Source organism: Ruminococcus sp. (assembly GCF_017549005.1).
GTDB lineage: Bacteria > Bacillota > Clostridia > Oscillospirales > Ruminococcaceae > Ruminococcus.
Map to the genome: position 1 here is coordinate 21,433 of NZ_JAFYYT010000035.1, position 22,562 is coordinate 43,994.

The following is a 22,562-nucleotide window of genomic DNA, read 5'->3' on the forward strand; positions in this document are numbered from 1 at the left end:
GGCGAACCTGCCGCGTTTTTAATATTATAATGGGTTCGCTTTTCAAATTATAAGAACACCTTCGGGATCATATGTCGACTTTGAACCATAATGTTCAACTCGACGTTTCCAGTTATTTCCGAGATAATAAAATCGGATACTGTCATGAGCTTCATCAATAAGCTTTAAAAGGCTGTCTTTAACTTTCAGAAAAGTACCATAATCAACATCTATCTCAAACACTGAATTCTGTACTCTCTGCCCGTAATTCTGACATTCTTTTGCAACTTTTCTCAGTCTGCTTTTTCCCTTTGCATCAGTTGTAGATACGTCATAGCTAACTATAACCATCATATTGATCACCTACTTCATAAGGAAACATGGGTATTCTTCTATTTCTCCTCTGATATATTTTGCAAGCAGCGAACTCTGGATAAACGGAAGAATTCCAAGCGGTATTTTTTCTCCAAGATATGGATGTGTTATTGTACTTCTCTTTTTTTCCTGCCATGCAGAAAGAACCTTTTTCTTTCCGTCCTTAGAGAGATATACCGCACCGCTTTCCTGTCTGTCAAAATCATAAATGTTCAGTTTTTTCAAATTGATAAGCGTAAGGACTAATCTTTCAGCTATACAGCGTGTTTCCTCAACAAGGTCACATGACAAACTGCTTCTGCCTGATTTTAATGCATGATAAAAGCCATAACAGCTGTCAAGTCCCACACTTTCAAGAGCAGAAGTATATGAGCTTGTCATTATAGTATATAAAAACGAAAGAACAGCGTTCACAGGATCAAGAGGCGGACGTTTGGTTCTTCCCGTTACCGCAAAATCTTCTTTCTGACTAAGTATAAGCTTATCAAAAATATTGAAATATGACTTTGCACAGCTTCCCTCAAGTCCCATTATGGTTTCCGTATCATTCAGCTCGTAAACGTGCTCCATGCCGCTTTCAAGATATTCAATACATCTGCTCAGTTCACCATCAGCATCGAGCTTAGGGTTGTCTTTCATGGAGCGCTTTATAAGATATCTTGTATTTGAAAGCTTTGCGGCAACAGTATTCTGAGGAAGCAAAATATCAGGCTTGGCAAAACGCTCAAACTGAGACTTTCTAAGGAAAATATTTCCTTTTGTTTTACCTTGTACTCTGGCGAGAAAATGTCCTTGTGGTGAGATAAAGCTGATATTAATGCCCAGATCGGCACACTTTCCCATTAAGGCAGGCGAACACCCAAGATAGTTGAAGCAGTAGATATCTTCAAGATTAGAAAAAGGCAGTCTGAACTTTTCTTTATCCTCGCATTTGCAGAGAATGTTTTCGCCGTCAAGGGTAAGCCAAGCAGTCTCATCAAGAATATAAAGTGAATTCAACAATTTTTTCATTGGATATCAGTTCCTTTCTGAGACATGACTATATCCCTGACACTGTACTTTTTTTCTTTCGGAAAACAGATATCTGCCATTGAACATCCAGAGCATTTCTGCCCCTTTTTTCGTACAGGCATTTTCTTTTCTTCAAGAAGCTTCCTCATTTCGGAAAGCAGCTGTCTGAGCATAGCATCGTATTTTTTATACTCCGTATCAAACGGAAGCTTAACACGCTTTCGCGTATCAGAGTAATAGATATAAGCTTCACTGTCACATTTCCATATTTGATCCGCACATATTTTCTGCGCAAACACCTGTATTGCGTCAGTTTCATTGAAATCATCACTCTTGGGAGCTTTCGGTTTATATTCTATGATTCGCACCTGAAAATACCCGTCATGCCCATTAAGCACAGTTCCGGAATTACTGCGAACAAATTCTATGCAGTCGGTAATACCGAAAATATCATATTCCTCCGCATCATTGTAGACAGAAATTCCGCTGCGAACTATCTTTTGACTGTCAGAATATGAATGACTACCGTCATGAACGTGCTGATGCTGTAGATTTGCCTTGACCACAAATGCATTCTCAGACCAGTCATCATTCAACTCAAGAAGTGCAAATCTTCTCGGACAATACATATAATGCTGAATACAACGGATATTAATAGTATGATCGTTCATATCTTTTCGATCAGTTCAACGCCCGTAGGCATATCCTTATCAACTGTAATATCATAATCATCAAATTTTCTTGGCGGTTCAATTCCTGCCTTTCTTTCAATCTTGATCTTATCGAAGAGAATATGTGCCGGAGCATTTCCTATAGCAGATTCGTGCTTGAAAATATACAGTTTTCTGAGACACATTTTACCTCTTGCAGCACTTCTGTCATTTTCAAACATATTGATTATCGCTGTCCACAGCAGTTCAAGATCTTCATCTGAAAAACCAGTGACTTTTTGTGCGAGCATTGCAGAAATATAGCCCTCTGCACGATAAAGTCCATAAGAAATAAAACTCTTTTTACCCATTTCACTCTGCTTTTTCTCATTAAAATCCTTATCCGTTGTAACTGCCTGACGTGTAACCGTTATATCCTGAACATAAACAGGATCGATACTCTTTGCAAAATTAATCTGTACAGGACCTCTTACTATTCCGCAAGGATCATCACCGGTACTCATAACAGCACCGAAAGTACGAACATCATAATAGTTTGCGCAGATGTATTCCTGAGCTTTTTTTACATCATCTGTTTTCTTGCCTTTTTGACCTTTATCCAAGCCTAATGCATCATATGCTTCAGTAAATTTTGAGTTAAGTGAGCGATCGGCCTTTACGAGAATATTATAACCGCCTTCACCTTCCTTGTACAGCTCAACAAAATTCCTTATCTTGCGTTTAAGACATACATCTGTAACGATACCATATGATGTTTCTGGATCAGTTCTCGGCATATTGCCTGCATCGGGATCTCCGTTGGGATTACCGTTCTCAACATCAAAAAGCATAACGAATTCATATCTGTTCTTAATTGCATTGTTTTCCATAATTGACCATCCTTTCATTTACCTTCATTAGAAGTATATAATTTCTTGTTCATTTGATAATAACCTACGATAAAACGTCCCTGATCATCGAGATTAAGTGTCGCAGGAAACTCGCCGTCAAGACTATTCATGATATTACCTATCATTTTATTGTAATATACCTCAGCACCATCGCTCAACTTTCTCAAATGGTTCTGTGATAGCTTTGCAAGCTTGGGAAATACACTTGCAGGTCTTGAACAAGCTGAAGCAAAGTATGAATCCTTGATAGTGCGATTAAGATTTCCTCCCGAAGAATCCTGCTGTATCTTTTCTAATACCGCAAAAAGTCCGCCGCAGAGATAAGCAGGATTGTTGTTTTCTTCATTCCATGCCATGATTATTTCCTCCTTTTTGTTTTTTCTGTTAAGACAGGCTTTTATTATGCCTGCTCGTGTGTCATTGAGCTTGATAAAATGATTTTTATCGTCATCACTGTCCGTTTTCACACGCCTTATAACCGTCGACAACAATGCATCGGGATATTTTGTGCTATTGAGTGCAGCAAGCATTATAGCCGACATTAAAGGCGGTGGTACTTTATCGTTTGTCGATTTAGGCGATATCAATTCTCTTGTAATACTGCCAAAATACACGGGACGTGTGTTGCTTTCATTTATCATAATATCACGCTGATGCTTCAAAAGATTACCAAGCACATCTCCAAAATTACCTTTATATATAAATTTCTGACATATCCTTGATGAATTCGGAGTCAAACCTGCAATATAAAACGTGACACTTTTGTCTATTGAAATATCAGTAGTAAAGCCTTTTCTTGCTTGTGCCATTAATGAAGCAATATCTTCTTCTGCTTTTTTGTCTTTAGTGTTACCAAAAAATGACGAGAAAATATCACATTCTGCTGTATCGTCATTTTTTACAGCGAACCATATAATCACCATATCTCCTAAAAGACAATAGTGTTTTTTATCTGACAGCAGCTTATTGAAAATAGCTGTATATTTTTTCATTGTCTTTTCAGAAACATTGCTATTATACGACTGGGTTTTGCCGTAGGATTCAAATGCAGTGTCGTTCATACATACGAGCTGACAGCCTGACGCCTGTCCGCCAGGAAACTTCATAATTTTATCATGAAGTCTTGCCTGAACTGCTTTTTCACCTGAAATACCACATATTGATTGTACCTCGTCATCTTTGCTTTCATTTTTTTCAGAAAAACCTTTTAAGTATTTACTGATATATTCTTCATCCTTTTCAAGGTAATTGGACTCATTTTCAATTGAAAAGCCAAAATATGACCCCTTATATCCCTTTCCCAGCTCTTTCAGCAAAGGATTCTCAACGCCGCCTTCAGGAGTCCATTTTTCGACGAATTTTCTGTATGCACTACAAGCTGGAGATTCAATTCCTTCCAAAAACGCAAGTTCATGTTCAACAAATGCAGCATGAGATTTTCTTGCTTTATTTGTTTTGTCATCAGGAGTAAAAGAATCATTATCATAATTCAGACCAAAAATATACAACGGGCGATGCTCAATGTAATTTGATTCTATTCCTGGTTTCTGAGTCCTTACAGGAAGGATTGCTTTTCTCGGTACCTCAACAGTTTTATCGTTGCCTTTTTTATCCTTGATCGTCTTTTTCTCTTTAAACGGAATTATATCCTTTAAATCACCAGCCTCGGAAATGATTATACGGTAATGTATCTCTTGTTCCGCAAAACCATCGGGGATTTTCTTTGAATCATCATTTGATGATTGCTTATCAGCATAATCACACAGTGCTTTTATCAGCATATTATCCCCTCCCTGTATTTTGAAACATCAATAACTCCGTCTATCATATGAGGACGGTAATACATCGGATCTGCTTTGTCGGAAAATTTGGGTTCATCCCAATTATTGTTTATAGGTTTACCACAGTCAGCAAACTTTACACCGTATAGCATAAAACCGAGATCAATATCACCTTTCAGTGAAGTATCTACTTGCGACAAATCAAAATCATCAACAAGTTCTATTCTGCTTACGGAAAACTCCCTGCAGCCAAGGCACGGCTGTCTGAAGCATTGACCATTGCGCAGTCGTCGAAGCATAATATTATAGTGCTTCTCTTCACTTTCATCTTCATGATCAGACCTTAGTCCTGTAAGCTCGAAATGGAACTCAACACCATACTTTACGTCTTTAAGCAGCATACCTGCACGTTGACTTCTTGCCTCAGAAGCATATATCTCAGGACTACCATTACCATTCATCTGTGATAAAACCGATCTTTGAGGAATCTTGGTTTTTATTTCATTCCTTCTTACGTTAATGAATTTTATAGGATTGAAAACTATTATCCTGTCCACAACAATACGAATAGCAGGCTTCCAGTAGACTGATTTTATCAGTCCTTCCATAGCTGAGACCGTCGGAACATCATAACTCACACGCTCCACTTTCATTTCGGGACGAGTAAATAGCGCATAATCGCCCTCAACCATTATTTTAAAACCATAACTCAAATTGACCTCCCCTTTCTTTAATAAATGTAATCCGGCTGATAATTGATATCAAGTCCTGTTTCATTTTTATAATAATCATTATTTGAAAGTACATATACACCATATCCTGTGTCATGTATCAATCCTGATTTCAGCGCATTATCAAACTCTCCATGTAATTTAAGCGACACAGAAAAACGCTGTAGCTTCCTTCGGACATCTTTACCACCAAATCTAATTTGAGCTAAAAGATCTGATGTTTCATCACAGTTATTTATGACAATACTTATCGTTTCGTCCTTAATAAGCTCAAAGCTTTCTGCATATGTCCTGAATGGTATTCTGTCAAATCCGCTACATTTCTTAGCAATAGTATTCTCTTCTATGACATCATCAGAAAAACTAAAAAGTCTATTGTAATACTCTTTTATACATTCTTCGGATGAGATATCATTCCTTTTGTCAAGCATATCTTTTACTATACTGGAACGAACTTTCATATCATCTTGAGGTTTCTCATCAGTCTCAAAAATAAAAACATCTCCGTGATCCATGTTACCATCACGGTTGCATCTTCCACCCGACTGCAAAATGCTGTCAAGTCCTGCAAGCTGTCGGAATACCGCCTGAAAATCAAAATCAACTCCAGCTTCAACAAGCGAAGTAGATACAACTGTTATTTTAGGAGCAGTATCCGGATGTTCACGCAGATTTATTAAATCTTCGCGTATATGCTCTATTGTTTCGGAACGATGCTGAGGCGTCATATATGTTGATAGATGATACTTCCTGCCTGATAATAACTGATAGGTATTTCTGGCTGTTTTTCTGCTATTAACAATAATCAAGCTTGAACCATACCTCATAGCTTTTTCAGCAATTCTTTCCATGTCAGTCATTCCGATATTAGAATATATACATTTCTGAAAGAAACTAAAGTCTTTCTTATCAGTAATCAGCTCTTTAAAAGAATTATCACCAATGTAACGTTTAAACATCTCGGTATAATCAGGCATTGTTGCCGAAAGAAAAATACATTCGCTGTTCAGATATTTTGTAATATATCCTATGGCTCTCAGACATGGCTGTAAATACTCTTTTGGAAGCATATGCACTTCATCGAATACTATCACAGAATCGGCAATATTGTGCAGTTTTCTAAGCGATGAAACTTTATAATGATACAACGACTGAAAAAACTGGACACTTGTAGTTATAATAACAGGAGCATCCCAGTTTTCTGTAGAACGCTTAAGCTTTTCAAGCGTAGAATCATTTTCTGTATCATAGCAGTAATTTGAATGATGCTGAACTATATCTGTATATTTACCAAACATTTTTTCAAATATCTCAGCTGTCTGCTCGATAATGCTGGTATATGGGATAACATAAATTATACGTTTCTTTTTATGCTCAACAAGCTTTTTCAGAGCTATTTTCATACTACAAAGAGTTTTTCCACTACCAGTTGGCATATCAAGAATATTTATTCGCGAATCATTCAGACAATTTTCAAAAGCTTGATCCTGTAATGACTTCCTTGCTTTTTTCAACTGAGTATCTAACGTGAAAGAATTGAGTTTCTTATCAATTATTTCAAGCATTTCTCCAAAATCAGATTTAAGCCCTCTTTCTATATCAGGCGAATAAAAAATCTCTGTATCAATATAGTCTGCGTCAGTAAGGCAAGAAAAAAGATAACGAGTGAAAAAAGCGTATGTCTCAATCAATTCAGTCGTGTCTTTAGATTTGTGAAGAATTGCTGTAAGCTCTGAATAATCAGGCAGTTCAAGCTTTACTTCGTCCTTGTATGAACTGTAATCAGCTGTACCTTTATATTTTTCCATGCGTTTAAGTTTGGCATGAAGAGTACTGTCCGTGTCCGCATTATCAGCAGCTGTACCACCGTCAGGCAATCCTGTATGATGTCCTGCAATACAGTATTGAAGCAAATATGTCATTTGTTCATCTACTTCATTTTTTACAAGTTTTCCTATTTCTATAGCACCGCAGGCAGAATGTTCATATTTTATAGTACTTCCTTTAAGTCTTTTCTGAAAATCTTCCGCATACTTACCGAGATCATGCGCAATACCTGCTTTATATGCATAATCACGCATAAGCTCAACTGAATTTGAGGCTGCTTTTTCTGCTACGCCTATAAGATGCTCTTTTATTGTTTGATTTCGATTATCTATTGAATGAGCATTTTTCATTTTATCACTCCTGAACAATATATCTGCAATATTACATAAAACATTATAACATTTTTGATAAGTTATGTCAATAAAAAACAGACTAAGATATTCTATTTCTTTCAAACTCCAGTTTAAGTAAATATATCAAATTTACAAAATCACATATAATACCGCCTTAAAAGTGGTACGTTTGAGAGTGACATCATGCAAAAGAACAACAAATTCGACGCTAATTTTTATTATTATTAGCACGGAAAGGTACGCTGCTTTAGATTTTTGTTATTTATTTGTTACTTATTGTGGTAAAAAATCACTAAAAATCAGTAAAAATGAAATTAAACGAATTGCTCTGAAACAACGCAATACAGGCGATTACTCGAAATAGCACAAATTACAAAAAGTGCTTTGGCTCTCTTCAATTCCCCTCGCTTCCAGCATCTGATCTATCCCGATATACCATAAATATTATGATATATCGGGATTTTTTGTTTATCCGCAAGGTATAAGGTTTATACCTTGTGTCTGGAATTTTAGCAAGGAACATTTTTCAAAATGAAAACAGACATGATCTTTATCGATCATGTCTGTTTTAGTTTACTATTTATGTGGAATGGTTATCAGTCTGTCTGCTGACTGTTTATTATAGTTTCACTTTATTTCTGTCTCAAACGAGCCGTTATTGTCAGTATCGACTGCAACTCCGATAGTATTCTCGTCCTTTTCAAACAGGAATACCTTAGTATACTCAGTTGAGAATGTTACGTCAGTCCTTACATCGTCATTGTATGCAAATGCTTTGACATCATTTAAATTTGAAGCCTCAAGCACATAACCGTTATCTTCCTTAGTAAGAGTTGCGTCGTCTACGCCGCTGCCCTTAACTGAAAAACTATACCAGTCTGTTACCTTTTCTCCGTCATTAAGAACTATCTTGAGATCATAATCCGTGTTTTTACCGCTTACAGAAACTGAATCCGCCGGTGAGAACTTTGCCTCTGATCCTGAAGAAGCATTTGCCTTGAGCAAGCTGTTTTCATATGACATTGAAAGATCGAGCTCCTCGGGAGTCTGCACATTAAGTACATAGCTTGAAGAAGAATCGTTCAGTGCAAACATGATCGAGCTGTTCTTAAAGTCATAATCCGCCAGTGACGGAACAAGCTTGATATCATCATCAGATGATGTGGAATTAGCGCAGTATACATTCTTGTCAGATTCCTTGACCAGCTTGTAGTTGCCCTTTATCTGAGCTGACTGAAGAGTAGCGATATATCTGCTGAATGTAGGCTCGTCAGAACCGTCAATATATCCGTGATAATTGATAAGATCAATATCATCTGTTACTAATCCTAAATAGTCATCATAATCCGAGCTGAGTTCATATACAGGAATAGTCCATGAACCGTCTGTTGTGCTGAAATACAGGCAGAAGTCCTCATCGTAGTCTACGCTGTTATTATCGTATATAAGGATCTTTCCGTTATACTTCTTGCCGTTCTTGACATAAGTTCCGTACTCAACATCGTATGCAACAACAGCGTGACCTGCAAGGTACATTCTGTTGAAGTATCCGTAGAAGCATAACAATGTAGGAGAACCGTCCTCAAGGCACTTAATGAGCTTAAGGAGCTTTACGGGCTCAAGTCCGCTTACTGCAAGAGCCATTCTCTGATTAGTATGGTCTGTAAACTGAAGTGCAAAATAGTAATTGATGAGCGACTTAACATCGTTTGTAGGAGGACCTGCAATATCATGCAGTGAAGCAGCGTCGCTCTGCCATTTGTCAGGCTGCATAACTCCGCGGCTTGCAAGTACGGAAGTAGTTGCCATTCCATAACATGAACCTGCCCAGGGAGCATACTTTACATTGTTGATTATACGTTCCTTTTCTGTATTTTTTAAACCGTCCATGAGCTTGTTCCAATACTCACTGCCCATGAAGTATGTATCACCGAAGTTCTCGGAAGAATTGCTGAACGACCAGTTATCAGCTCCGTCAACAAACTTTTCCTGGGGTTCGTTCTTTATCATACGACGTATAAGGTCATTGATCTTTCCGATAACGCTCTTCAGGTAAGAGCTTTCCAGATAGCTGTTCAGATTTGTTCCTGTTCCAACGTCCTGTAACCAATCGCTGAGAATGCTGTCGCCGTAGCCGAATGCATTTGCCTTCAGGCTGTTTTCAGGAACTCCCCCAATAGATTGTGCGGCAACAATAGTCAGAGCCATTGCTGCACTGATGATTTTCTTTTTTTTCATACCAATACTCCTTTTATAAATATTATTAAAGCTGAAAAGAATATAATTCTTGAGCTTTTTTAACGTTGATCCTGCATTTCTTTCTATATATTATGCATTGATTTTTTTGATACTTTTCTGATATTCACCGCCTCAAAGTAAAAACATTCACCATATATGATTATTGTTTTATATTATTGTTAAATGAGATTGTTTTTGAAATGGTATTTGAAAAGTAAATAATATAAATACATTATATATATTATCACATTTTAAAAAGAAAGTCAATGAACAAAAAGAAAAAAACTTCAGAAAAATATGTGTAATCGGAAGATTGCAGAACAATCATAATAGCAATATATCATAAATCTTTGATATCATATTTTGGAATACTGTTTTTCAGTTGAATACATAGTGGAGCTCCCGATATGTATCAAAATGCATATGGGGAGCTCTTTGTGATATAGCAGTTATCACCAAAATGTCAAAATAATGATTATTGTGAAAAAATTATGATGTAATTTGTTTTAAATAACATATCATATTCGTTTTGTCCACCTAATCCTCATAATAACAGTTGAATAAATTCTGAACAAATGGTAAAATGAACAAGGAATAGTGTTGAAACAGGCAACAATATGTCAAAACGCTCAAAACGATATAGATTGAGCATGATAATTCATTTTGTGTTAACAGGGGATATGTTAGGCAAACAATACGAAAATGGATTCAGGAGGTATTAAAATGAGATTTGGCAAAAAGTCAAAGGCAGCTGCGGCACTATTGCTTGCGGCAGCTGTTGTCATGCCGTCTGTTACCGGAGTTTTAGGTGCTCCGCAGACAGAGGCATCGGCAGCATCAACGGTTTCAAACCCTATAATATGGGCGGATGTACCTGATGACGACGTTATCAGAGTAGGCGACACATATTATATGGTAAGCACCACAATGTTTTTCAGTCCGGGAGCTCCCATTATGAAGTCGAACGATCTCGTTTCGTGGGAGATATGCAACTACGTTTTTGACACCTATGCAAACGGTGACGTTCAGAACCTTAAAAACGGCAAGCATGACTATTCTCACGGACAGTGGGCAACAAGCCTGCGCTATAACGAGAAGAACAACAAGTATTATGCTTTCTTCGGAAGCTACGGCTCCAACAAGTCCTACATCTGCTCTACTGACGATATCGAGCATGGCGAGTGGTCGCGCGTTGAGCTGAATGGTATGTACCACGACGCTTCTATCCTCTTCGATGATGACGGCAGGAACTACCTGGTTTACGGCGCAGGCGGTACCTGTAACATCAAGGAGTTCAATTCCGATATGACGGGCTGGAAGCAGGGCGGCCTTGAAAAGCAGCTGTTCAAGACAAATTTCGACAACCTCGCAGGCGAGGGCTGGCACATTCATAAGATAAACGGATACTATTATATACTCGGTATCGCATGGCCGTCAGGTCACGGACGTCTTGAGTTCTGCTATCGTTCCAAGAGCCTCACAGGCAGCTGGGAGAACAAGACGCTCCTCGATTCGGGACTCGGCTCCTACGGAAGCGGCTGTGCACAGGGCGGTATAGTTGATACTCCCGACGGTAAGTGGTACGGACTCCTCTTCCAGGACCACGGTTCTGTCGGACGTATTCCCGTACTCGTTCCCGTAACATGGCAGAACGACTGGCCGATGATGGGCGTTAACGGACGAGCTCCACTTACTCTTGACATCGGCTCGGGCAAGGGCACTGACCTTGCAGGCGATGACAGCTTCGATTACAGCTCCAACGACCTCGCTCTCGAGTGGCAGTGGAACCACAATCCCGATAACACCGCATGGTCGGTTACGGAGCGCGAGGGCTGGCTCAGACTCAAGAACAAGAACATGGCTTCAAATCTGCTGAATGCGCGTAATACCCTTACCATGCGTACAGAGGGACCTGCCTGCAGCAGCTACATAAAGCTTGACGCTTCAAACATGAAGCCCGGCGACTATGCAGGACTTTCGGCGTTCCAGCTCATGTACGGCTGTATCGGCGTCCGCGTGGACGACAGCGGCTCAAAGAAGGTATATATGTCCGTCAACGGCGGAAACGATATAGGAAACAGCTCCAACAAGATAATTGCGGAGCAGAATATGAACGGCGACGAGGTATACCTCAAGGTAGACTTCAAGTTCGCAAACGTAGGCTCTGACGGAAGCTCCTCAAACAACATCGACAAGGCTAATTTCTACTATTCATACGATGGTATGAACTGGACGAAGCTTGGCCAGGAGCTCTCTATGTCCTATGACCTCAAGCTCTTCACAGGCTACAGAAGCGGTATCTACAGCTATCCTACAAAGACCACAGGCGGCTACGCTGACATCGACTTCTTCGAGTATGACCGTCAGACCTGGAACGGCTGCAACGGCAGCAAGGTACTCAGCGGTACGCCCGTTGTAATAGAGCCCGACGAGAACGGCTATTACTTCCATAATACTTTTGAGAGCGGCACGGAATCATGGACGGGAAGAGGTTCCGCAAAGGTAGCGGCTGACAAGACCGAGGCTTATCAGGGCAGCGGCTCCCTTGCCTGCACAGGCAGAGAAGCAAGCTGGAACGGCGCTTCAAGGAACCTTTCATCGGCAGTTTTCAAGGCAGGACAGGAGTACAGCTTCAGTACGGTAGTAAAGTATACTGAAGGACCTGCGTCGCAGAAATTCTACCTCACTCTCCAGTACGAGGACGGCACAGACGAGGTCAAGTACGACAAGATAGCCATAGTTGACGATGTACCCAAGGGCGAGTGGGTACAGCTTGCAAATTCAAGCTATAAGATACCCGATAATGCAACAAATATGCAGATGTACGTGGAGACTGATTCCGATGATTACAGCTTCTACGTTGACGAATCCATAGGCGGAGTTTCAGGTACGACAATAGGCGGTCCAAAGCCTGTGAAAACCATACTCGGCGACCTCAACGGCGACGAGAGGGTTGACAGCTTTGACGTGGCAGCAGCGAGAAAGGCTGTTGTAAGTCAGAAATTTGCGGACAGCAGAGCCGAAAAGGCTGCCGATGTTGACAAGAACGGCAAGTTTGAGGCTGCCGACCTTGTACAGATCCAGAAGTTTGTACTGGGAAAGATCAGTGAGTTCACAAAGTCCGAGGCTTCTCAGACAGACGATAACGACTCGGGCAATAATAAGACTGCTGCCTATACTATGGAAGCGTACACCAAGCTTATCGAAGCAAAGGTGGCAAATAAAGAGCCTGATTCCTCACATCAGGAAAAATCGGGAGTGAAATACGGCACTATAAAGAGCGGTACTTACTACTCGACTACCTGCAAGCGCAACAAGCCGTACAATATACTTCTTCCCGCCAATTATGATGAGAGCAAAAAGTATCCTGTCCTTTATGTAATGCACGGCTACTGGGAAAACCAGGACAGAATGATAATCAAGGGCAACGGCACTATGTATACCCGTCAGATAATAGGCAATGCTATTGCTGAGGGCGAAGCAGAGGATATGATAGTTGTGTTCCCTTACATCTACTCCAGTGCAACGCAGGCTGACTGTTCAGCAATGGACGACGCAAACAATGCAGCGTATGACAATTTTATAAATGACCTCACAAAGGATCTTATGCCTTATATCGAAAAGACATACAGTGTCAGGACGGGCAGAGAGAATACTGCGATAACAGGCTTCTCAATGGGCGGACGCGAATCGCTCCTCATAGGTATGCAGCGCCCCGACCTGTTCAGCTATATCGGAGCTATCTGTCCTGCCCCCGGCGTTACAGGCGACTTCAAGTGGAAGAATGGAGAAGAGCCGCATCTCGTATTCCTCACAGCAGGAAGCAACGACGAGGTTGTATACTCAACGCCGAACGGATATCATGAGAGCTTCACGAAAAACGGAGTCCCTCACGTATGGCACTACGTAAACGGCGGATATCACGGCGACAACTCCATTCATGCACATCTTTACAACTTTGTGCGTGCGGTTTTCAAGGCATAGTTTTAGACTTCAAGAGATTGACTTCCTTTTAAGAGAAACACCGCAGCTTTCGTAAAAAAGTTGCGGTGTTCTGCGTTTATATATCGTTTACGATGTTTTTTACCCACACATTGCTGCGGACCATGAAATATCCTATGGCGACCTTTACCACTTCGGAGAAGGTGACTATCGCAAATACTATGCGTATGTCAAGGTCTGTGCAGTAGGAGAGAACCGCGGCAAGCGGTATCATCAGGAACCAGGTGAAGCCGAAGTCGAACAGGAAGGTTATACCTGTTTTTCCGCCGCTCCTCAGGGTGAAATAGCAGGCGTTGGTGTAGCTCCACAGTGGCATTGCAAGAGCCTGTATGACTATCATGTAAGCGGCGAGACTGCGGACAGTGTCCTCGGTGTTGTATATTTTCGGGAAAAACGGCGCCAGAGGCAGTGTTGCGAGCCCTACCGCAGCAGCTGCAATAACTGCGAAGAAAAGCAGCTTGTTGTCCAGGTCACGGGCTTCCCCGAGCTTGTTTGCTCCGAGCCTTGCACCAACGATTATTGCTATGCAGGCTCCCATCTGGATATATACTGAGCCGAAAAGGTTTGTAATGGTACTGGAAATGTTTCTCGCAGCCACAACCTCGGTGCTCCTTACGGAATAGCACTGCATAACTACGGACATACCCAGCGACCACAAAAACTCGTTGACCAGCATGGGGATACCTTTTCTGGTGATGTCCGCCATGAGCCGCGCAGGAATGCGGAAGCCGCGGAATAGTCCGATAATGTACCTGTTCCTGCCGGTATGGGAATGAGTCCATACGATGACCACAAGAGCCTCAAAGGTCTTTGCGATGACAGTAGCCCATGCAGCGCCTCTGACGCCCATTTCGGGCATACCGAGCTTTCCGAATATCAGGCAGTAGTCAAGGAGTACGTTGATACCCACAGCCGACATAGCCGCAGCCATAGGAGCTTTGGTGTTTCCGCACTCACGGGCAGCGCTGGAATAAGCCTGTCCTATGCCGAAGGGTATGAAGCCGAGTATCATTATCCTGAGGTAGTCAGTTCCGCTTTCAAGTATAGCGGCCGCCTGAGCGGCTTCGCTCTCCTTGCTTATGAAAAGCGATATGAGCGGAGAACCGAACATCAGACAGATGACGGAGGCTATAACGATTATCAGTGCACAGACGAGGAGCCTGAACCTGAATGTGTATTTCTGTCCCTCATGGTCGCCCTTACCGAAGAACTGCGCTCCGAAAATGCTCGGACCTGCAACAGCTCCGAAAATTGTGACATTGAAGACGAAAACGAACTGATTTATGATAGAAACGCCGCTCATCGGCTCTGTACCAAGTCGGCCCACCATGATATTGTCGATAAGACTGACGAGGTTTGTAACTGCCATTTGCAGTATCATCGGCACGACCATTGACATTACCATTTTGTAAAAGCCTTTGTCTCCGATGAATTTTTTCCTGAAATCCTTTAACATAAGTATCCTCCCGTTGAATAGTGCTTATTATAACACAGGTTCGGGAAAAAATCAAGACACGGAAGTGGGCATTTTACCAAAAAGTACATAATATTTGTATTATAGCACAGTTTGATGTGATATAATCAACATATAGAAGAAAAATATGGTTATCCTATACAATTGAAGTGATAACATAGCAGGGGAATTAAAATTTAATATGCCATGTCCCAACAGAAAACAGGGGACGGGTGTAGAAGGAGGAATTACTTATGAGTATCCGAAAAAGAGGGACAGCCCTCGCCATAAGTATGGTGACGGCGATCTCTGCACTGAACATGGGAACGCTCATAGGAAGCGCCAACGCCGAGGACGGCGTACAGGCAGTTTTCTATGTGTCTCCCGACGGCAGCGACAGCGGTGACGGCACCGTGGGCTCACCGTTTGCGACCATTGAAAAGGCACGCGACGAGGTTAGAAAGATAAACGGCAGCATGACAGGCGATATCATCGTTTATCTCCGCGGCGGCGACTACCGTATCACGAAGCCTGTGGAGTTCGACACAAGGGACTCGGGCAATGGCGGTCATACCGTAAGGTATGAGGCTTACAATGGCGAGACGCCTGTTATCAACGGCGCTCAGAAGGTCACCGGCTGGAAGAAGTTCAATGACAAGCTCTGGTCTGCCCCACTGGACAGGGATATAAAGCTCCGCAACCTTTATGTCAACGACCGACGTGCAAACATGGGCAGCGTGCAGGTGCAGGCAAAAGGCGGCTACGGCGATTATTACATCACGGCGGGACAGGCTGACTGGGCATGGGACTCGGGAAAAAAGAGCGACGGAATCGTTTACGACGCAGGCTCAATGCCGCGTATCACCTCGAATTTCGACGACCTTGAGGTCGTTAACGGTACGACATGGAATGAAAATATAGTCTGCTCCCGTGATATAAAGTACGACGGCGGAAGTATGATACTTCTCATGCAGCAGCCCTACGGCGCCATAGCTCAGACTCCCGGCTGGGGCGCAGGCTTTACGACCGGCGGAACTCACACAATTTACAATGCCTTTTCATTTGTTGACAGCGAAGGCGAGTTCTTCTTCGACAAGACCGATAAGGTACTGTATTACTACCCGAGGAACGGCGAGGATATGACTTCAGCAGACGTTGAAGCTCCTGTTGCGGACTGTCTCATCAAGATAGCAGGAAAGTCCACGAGCGACAGAGTTGAGAATATCGCTTTCAGCGGCATAACCTTTGCGAATACCGACTATCAGCTGACTGACGTTGCAGGTTCTCACGGCAAGACCACCTGTCAGGCAGCGCAGTGCTACACGGCTTTTGCCGATTCAAACTGGCACAGCAAGAATTACGAAATGGTAGATACTCTCCCTGCGGCTGTACATATAACCAGCAGTGACAACATCAGGCTCACAGGCAATGTTGTCAAGCATACGGGCGCTGACGGTATCTCCATGACAAACGACGTTATAAATTCAGAGGTCAGCGGAAACTTCGTTACCGATATCACATCAAGCGGTATCACAGTAGGTCACCCTCAGCATATCTACATCGGCGACGGTGACGGCAGGAACCGTGAGAAGTTCCCGAAAGGCGTTGAGGGAGTGTGCAAAAACGACCTCATCACACAGAATCTCCTTTACGATATCAGCGTAGTACACGGCTTCGGCGGCTGTGCGGCTATAACCGCATATTTTGTTGACTCCGTAAAGATACTGAGCAATACCATTGAAAAGACTGCTTATAACGGAATACATCTCGGCTGGGGCTGGAGCAATTTCAAGGACAGCACCACCTGCCGTGACAATCAGATATGCTATAACAGAGTTATCAACTCTCTGAACCGTCTCCACGACAGCGGCGGAATCTATACCATCGGTCAGATGCCCGGCACTGTCATCAATGAGAACTATGTTCAGGGTATTCCCGCAGGCGGCTTCGGAGCTCCAACATACGGACTCCATAACGATGAGGGAACGACTTACATTGAGGAAAACGACAACGTCCTCGAAATAAGCCCGAATGTTACTTATACCATAAACTGTGAGGAATACGGCGACAAGCACCACCTCACCATCAAGCGCACCTATGCTACAGTCAATAAAATGGGCAAGAATCCGCCGTACAGCGATATCGACACTCCTATCGTAGTTCCTGACAACGTGTGGCCATTCCGGCAGTATAAGATATGTCTCAATTCGGGAATATCCGACGATTACCGCGGACTTATGCCTTCATGGCTCAAATCCGCAGCGGACTATGTATTTCCTGCAAGCTGCGAGACAACCTGCGGCAGCAAGCTTCCTGTAAGAAGGACCGACGGCACAGTATGGATAGCTCCTGACGGAACGACCACGTTCAAAGCAGGGGATGACATGACAAGGTCGGGCGGAAGCAAGGGGTCAATAAAGACTCCTTCAAAGGAGGGAGAATACAGGATATACGTCCTCGACGCAAGCGGCAAGGTGCTTAGCAAGTCCTCACATCTTCTCCGTCTCAGCGGTACAGGCAGCGCAGAGGCAGACGACGTTATACAGGCTGAGGACTGCGCTTTCAAGTCAGGCGTCGAGACCGAGACCTGCTCTGAGGGCGGACTTGACGTAGCCTTCATCGAAAACGGCGATTACATCGGCTTCAGCGACGTTGACCTTACAGGCGCAAAGGATATCGACTTCCGGCTTGCTTCAAACGGTGCGCAGGCAGCACTGGAGGTACGTCTTGACGCTCCCGACGGAAAGCTCATAGGCAGTATCGACGTCAAGGGCACAGGCGACTGGCAGAAGTGGTCGACTCAGACCTGCGCTATCAGTGAGACTTCGGGCAGACATGATGTTTATCTTGTATTCACAGGCGAAGAGGGCTATCTCTTCAACGTTAACTGGTGGAAGCCAAACACACCAGCTGCAGCGGTTATCCCCGGCGACCTCAACGGCGACGGAGCTGTTGATATCTACGACCTTGCACAAATGCGGAAGGCAGCTCTGGAAGGCGACGCCGAGCGCTTTGCGGCAGCCGATATAAACGGCGACGAGAGTATCGACGGCGAGGATCTCACGCTCCTCAAGAAGTTCATCATGGGCGAGATAAAGTCCTTTGACTCAGTTTTATCATAAAAATCCAGTCCGAAAGCGGTCAGAACGACTGCTTTCGGACTGTTTTCATCTGTATTCGGCAGTTTCATCAAGGCTTTTCCGTGGCCTCGGTGCAGGAGCTTCATCTGCATAGCCGAGAGCGACTGCGCCGATAAGCAGATCGGTGGTTCCGATGAAGTCTGCAAGCTCATTATACGCATAACAGGTGTTTGCTATCCATAAGGTACCGAGTCCGAGCTCTGTTGCTTTGAGGAGCATATTTTCGATAGCCGCTCCTATGGATAAGCTGTCGCATATTTCGGTGATACGGGCAAAAGTGTCGATATCCGCGAAAGGAGAGGAGCCGTTTGTGTTCAAAACCATTATTACTGTCGGAGCTTCTCTCATTATCCTCAGCGTATTGAAAGCGTCTGACAGCAAATATTCCGAGTTCGGCATATTTGAGAGCTCTGCCTTTGTTTTTATCAGACCCTTTTCCATTGCGTTCAGAAGCTCGTCTTTGGAGCCGGCACTGTAAACGATGAATTTCCAGGGCTGTCTGTTCTTAGCTGACGGAGCGAGCACAGCAGCGCTGAGTATTTCATTGATAAGCTTTTTGTCAACAGGTTTTGAGATGTATTTTCTGATGCTTCTTCTTTCTTTAATGCAGTCCATTGTCTTCTCCCTGATAGTTTGATTTTATATTTATCATTATACATTAATTCATTTTCTGTGTCAATACTTGGAAAACAGGAGTTTTTTTGTTGACGTTGGGCGAAAAAAGTGGTATAATCATTAGGCATGAAAAATTGGAAGGACGGTTTTATGGAGAAGATCCGGAAGTTTATAAAAGCGCAGCCTGTAATGGTGATATCATTTATCCTTGCGGTAATAACGATGTTCATCGTACCGCCTGACAGGGAGTACGCAGGCTACTGCAACAGAACGGTGCTCATCGAGCTTTTCGCGCTCATGGCGGCTGTAGCAGGTCTGCGGAGCATAGGCATATTTGACAAAGCAACGCGGCTGATACTGCAAAAGGCAGGAACAGTACGCAGGCTCGGAGCAGTGATGATACTCATTTGTTTTTTCAGCGCAATGCTGGTCACGAACGACGTTGCACTGATAACATTCGTTCCGCTGACGCTGCTGATATATGGCAGTATCAATGACGAAAAGAGCCTGATACTTACCGTAGTGCTTGAATCGGCGGCGGCAAACCTGGGAAGCATGATGACTCCCGTGGGAAATCCGCAGAATCTCTTCCTTTACGATAAATACGGACTTACGGCGATGACATTCCTGAAAACCATGCTGCCAGTTGGAACACTCGGACTTGCGGCTGTACTGGGGCTTACACTGCTTCTGCCGAAGGAGAAGTGCAAAGTTCCCGAGCCAAAGGAAGAAAGGATACCCATATTCAAGGCGTCGGTATATACGGTACTTTTTCTGCTGTGCATAGCGGCGGTATTCAGACTTGTTCCCGACTGGGTCTGCCTGATAGCTGCAATTGCTGCGGCGGCCATATGCGACGTGAAGCTGCTTCTTAAAGTGGACTACATACTTCTTGCCACATTCGTGTGCTTTTTCGTCTTTGTGGGAAATATCGCACGTATCGGCGCAGTAAGCGATTTCTTCTCCAATATCCTGACCGGTAAGGAGCTGATAGTAGCTGCTCTGCTCTCACAGCTGATAAGCAATGTACCTGCAGCGGTAATGCTTGCGGAATTTACTGAAAAGGGAACGGCGCTCCTTCTCGGAGTTGATATCGGCGGCTTCGGAACGATAATAGCTTCTATGGCGAGTCTTATCGCATTTCAGATATACAGAGGTTCAAAGGGCGCGAAATCGGGAAAATATATGGTCGTATTCACAGCTGTGAATGTTTCGCTTCTTGTATTGCTTCTCGGATTTCAGCTTATAATAATGAAAATATGACGAAAAGGCAGCGTTTGAAAAACGCTGCCTTTTTTTTATTTCAGGGCTTGACAAAAATGTTGATAGTGTGTATAATGTGTATATACACTTTTGGCGTGAAATAATTGACAATTATATTCCGCAGGTGTATAATAAAAACTGCATCATTAAATTATTATATGCTGCAATAATTATTGGAGGGTGAATATGCAGAAACATTTGAGACTTGTCTCGCTTCTTCTTGCAGGAATGCTGACGCTTAACGCAGCCGGCTGTTCGGTTTCCGAAAACAGCGGCAAGAGCAGAGTTTCCGGGCTTGAAGAGAGCGAGGACAAAAAGGATGAGTCTGCCGACGACGAAAAGTCGGACAAGAAAAAGACCAAGGAAGATCTGAGACCGCAGGACAATTTCTATGATTATGTGAACTTCGATACGCTCAATGAGCTTGAGATACCCTATGGAGAAAGCGGAGTATCGGGCTTCGGCGAGAAGGAATCAAATGATGTCCTGGAGGATTTTATCAAGGAGATAGTCAATTCCGATGAAAAGTATGCCGACGGAAGCAACAGGAAGATAATCCGCGACTTTTTCAACCAGTACATGGATTATCAGGAGACCAGTGCCGTCGATGACGAAATAATGGGCAACTGCAGGAGGATACTTGCAGCTGAGGATACAGACGAGCTTTTCAAGATATGGGGCGAGCTGCACCGTGAATACGGACTGGACTCCGTATTCCAGTTCCAGATAGGCAGAGACTACCGCGACGGTTCAAAGCATTGTATCAGTATCTCTCCGGTGAATACGTTCTTTGATACAGAACTTAAAGACATAAAGGAGCTGTCATCAAACTGCGAATCCGCCAACATCATTGCAAGGGATATGCTCAGGGTAATGGGGGACGATTACGAAACTGCCAATGAAAAGGCAAAGCAGATGGTATACCTCGGCATCAATATCGCAAACGCCACAAATACCGACGATATTGACCAGTTCAAGCTCCTGCTGGAGACCGAAAAGACAAGCTTTGAGGAATTTGACAGCATCGTAAGCAACCTTGATACTTCTGCAATAGAGCTCTTCGTCGGCGACGGAGTTGAAAACGCTACAGACGGTATCTACATCTACGACAAGGAGCAGCTCAGGGCTATAAACGACCTTATCACCGAGGAGAACCTCGAAAAGTGGAAGACCTATGTATTCGCGCTGTATCTCTATAATAACGGCGATCTCATACGCGAAAGCAACGATATCCTCGGCGATTACAATCCGATCAGCAAGGAAGCAAAGGACAAAATTGCAATAGGTATCGTACAGATGTTCCTTCAGGATCAGCTCAGCGAGGAGTATGCGGAGCGTTTCTACACTCCCGAGCTGGACAAGGCCATGAACAAGATGTTCGATAAGATAATCGGAAGCTACGACGAGCTCATCAGGAAAGCGGACTGGCTCACATCGGGCACAAGGGACGCACTTTTAAAGAAGCTCCACAATATCCATCTTATAACAGCTCCCAAACCGAGTGAAAAGACTAAGAAGGACACCGATATCATCGGCAGCAACTTTGTTGAAAGCTGTAAGAAGATAAACATAAGAGCAAACGAAAAATCAATAGAAACTCTCAGACGCAAGGTGGACCGCGACGACGTTGATATGTCCGCAATGACTGTAAACGCCCAGTATCTGCCCTGCAACTCCATAAACGTAACTGTGGCCATCATGCAGAAGCCGATGTTCGACCCCAAGGCTTCCGACGCTGAGAACCTCGGCAGACTTGGCACGGTAATGGCACATGAGATAGGTCACGCCTTCGACTCCAACTGTATCAAGTTCAATCCCGAGGGAATACTCGACCCCGACTGGATAAACGAGACAGACAGAAAGGTGCTGGAGGAGCGCGCAGACAAGCTTGCTGATTATTACAGCAAATTCACAGTTATGGAAGTTTACCACGTAAAGGGTGAAAAGACCAACGGCGAGAACTATGCCGACCTCGGCGCTCTGGAGTGCGTAACCAATATCATCGACGATAAGGAGCAGCTCAAGGTGCTTTTCGAGAACTACGCACAGATATGGTGCTCGCTTATGGTGGATACGGACGGTATATTGGCACTGAACTATGATGAACACAGTCCAGGAAGCGTCCGCGTAAATGCTGTGCTTGCCTCAAACGAGAAATTCATTGAGGTCTATGACGTCAAAGAGGGTGACGGGATGTACTTCCCCCCTGAGGAAAGGGTAAGCAGGTGGTAAG

The 22,562-nt window shown here is 43.3% G+C and carries 14 protein-coding genes; 4 read left to right on the forward strand and 10 right to left on the reverse strand.

Annotation, left to right across the window (positions count from 1 at the left end):
• Nucleotides 1-42 precede the first annotated feature (42 nt).
• The 8 genes from cas2 to IKW96_RS08330 all read right to left on the reverse strand — a co-directional run bounded on the left by cas2 (nt 43) and on the right by IKW96_RS08330 (nt 9,856).
• Nucleotides 43-333, reverse strand: coding sequence for a CRISPR-associated endonuclease Cas2 (cas2, locus tag IKW96_RS08295; protein WP_296573055.1), 291 nt, complete (start codon nt 331-333; stop codon nt 43-45).
• A gap of 9 nt (nt 334-342) precedes the next feature.
• A complete protein-coding gene (cas1c, locus tag IKW96_RS08300) occupies nt 343-1,365 on the reverse strand; it encodes a type I-C CRISPR-associated endonuclease Cas1c (protein WP_296573057.1) in 1,023 nt (340 codons plus the stop codon).
• A complete protein-coding gene (gene cas4, locus IKW96_RS08305; protein ID WP_296573062.1) occupies nt 1,362-2,036 on the reverse strand; it encodes a CRISPR-associated protein Cas4 in 675 nt (224 codons plus the stop codon). The genes cas1c and cas4 overlap by 4 nt, the downstream gene beginning before the upstream one ends.
• Nucleotides 2,033-2,905 (reverse strand): type I-C CRISPR-associated protein Cas7/Csd2, encoded by an 873-nt coding sequence (gene cas7c, locus IKW96_RS08310; RefSeq protein WP_296573065.1) that lies wholly within the window; start codon nt 2,903-2,905, stop codon nt 2,033-2,035. The genes cas4 and cas7c overlap by 4 nt, the downstream gene beginning before the upstream one ends.
• A gap of 14 nt (nt 2,906-2,919) precedes the next feature.
• Entirely contained in the window at nt 2,920-4,707 is a 1,788-nt protein-coding gene (cas8c, locus tag IKW96_RS08315) for a type I-C CRISPR-associated protein Cas8c/Csd1 (protein ID WP_296573068.1), read from the reverse strand.
• Nucleotides 4,701-5,420, reverse strand: coding sequence for a type I-C CRISPR-associated protein Cas5c (gene cas5c, locus IKW96_RS08320; RefSeq protein ID WP_296573071.1), 720 nt, complete (start codon nt 5,418-5,420; stop codon nt 4,701-4,703). Before cas5c ends, cas8c begins: the two co-directional genes overlap by 7 nt.
• A gap of 17 nt (nt 5,421-5,437) precedes the next feature.
• Nucleotides 5,438-7,615, reverse strand: coding sequence for a CRISPR-associated helicase Cas3' (cas3, locus tag IKW96_RS08325; RefSeq protein WP_296573073.1), 2,178 nt, complete (start codon nt 7,613-7,615; stop codon nt 5,438-5,440).
• A 630-nt stretch (nt 7,616-8,245) separates the two neighbouring features.
• On the reverse strand, nt 8,246-9,856 hold the full coding sequence (locus IKW96_RS08330) for a hypothetical protein (RefSeq protein WP_296573076.1): 1,611 nt from the start codon (nt 9,854-9,856) through the stop codon (nt 8,246-8,248).
• A 723-nt stretch (nt 9,857-10,579) separates the two neighbouring features.
• Between IKW96_RS08330 and IKW96_RS08335 the strand changes: the two genes are divergently transcribed.
• Entirely contained in the window at nt 10,580-13,840 is a 3,261-nt protein-coding gene (locus IKW96_RS08335; RefSeq protein ID WP_296573079.1) for a family 43 glycosylhydrolase, read from the forward strand.
• A gap of 76 nt (nt 13,841-13,916) precedes the next feature.
• Here the strand turns inward: IKW96_RS08335 and IKW96_RS08340 are convergent, their stop codons facing one another.
• The gene (locus IKW96_RS08340; protein ID WP_296573082.1) at nt 13,917-15,314 is read right to left on the reverse strand and encodes an MATE family efflux transporter; all 1,398 of its coding nucleotides are present in this window, start codon (nt 15,312-15,314) and stop codon (nt 13,917-13,919) included.
• Nucleotides 15,315-15,565: 251 nt separating this feature from the next.
• Between IKW96_RS08340 and IKW96_RS08345 the strand changes: the two genes are divergently transcribed.
• Nucleotides 15,566-18,433 (forward strand): carbohydrate-binding protein, encoded by a 2,868-nt coding sequence (locus IKW96_RS08345; RefSeq protein ID WP_296573085.1) that lies wholly within the window; start codon nt 15,566-15,568, stop codon nt 18,431-18,433.
• A gap of 45 nt (nt 18,434-18,478) precedes the next feature.
• Here the strand turns inward: IKW96_RS08345 and IKW96_RS08350 are convergent, their stop codons facing one another.
• A complete protein-coding gene (locus IKW96_RS08350) occupies nt 18,479-19,066 on the reverse strand; it encodes a nitroreductase family protein (protein ID WP_296573088.1) in 588 nt (195 codons plus the stop codon).
• Nucleotides 19,067-19,216: 150 nt separating this feature from the next.
• Here IKW96_RS08350 and IKW96_RS08355 point away from each other — a divergent pair, with 150 nt between their 5' ends.
• Together IKW96_RS08355 and IKW96_RS08360 are read left to right on the forward strand one after the other, a co-directional pair.
• The gene (locus tag IKW96_RS08355; protein WP_296573091.1) at nt 19,217-20,329 is read left to right on the forward strand and encodes an SLC13 family permease; all 1,113 of its coding nucleotides are present in this window, start codon (nt 19,217-19,219) and stop codon (nt 20,327-20,329) included.
• A gap of 186 nt (nt 20,330-20,515) precedes the next feature.
• Complete coding sequence (locus tag IKW96_RS08360; RefSeq protein WP_296573094.1) at nt 20,516-22,561, forward strand: M13 family metallopeptidase; 2,046 nt, start codon at nt 20,516-20,518, stop codon at nt 22,559-22,561.
• The last annotated feature ends 1 nt before the right edge of the window (nt 22,562 follow it).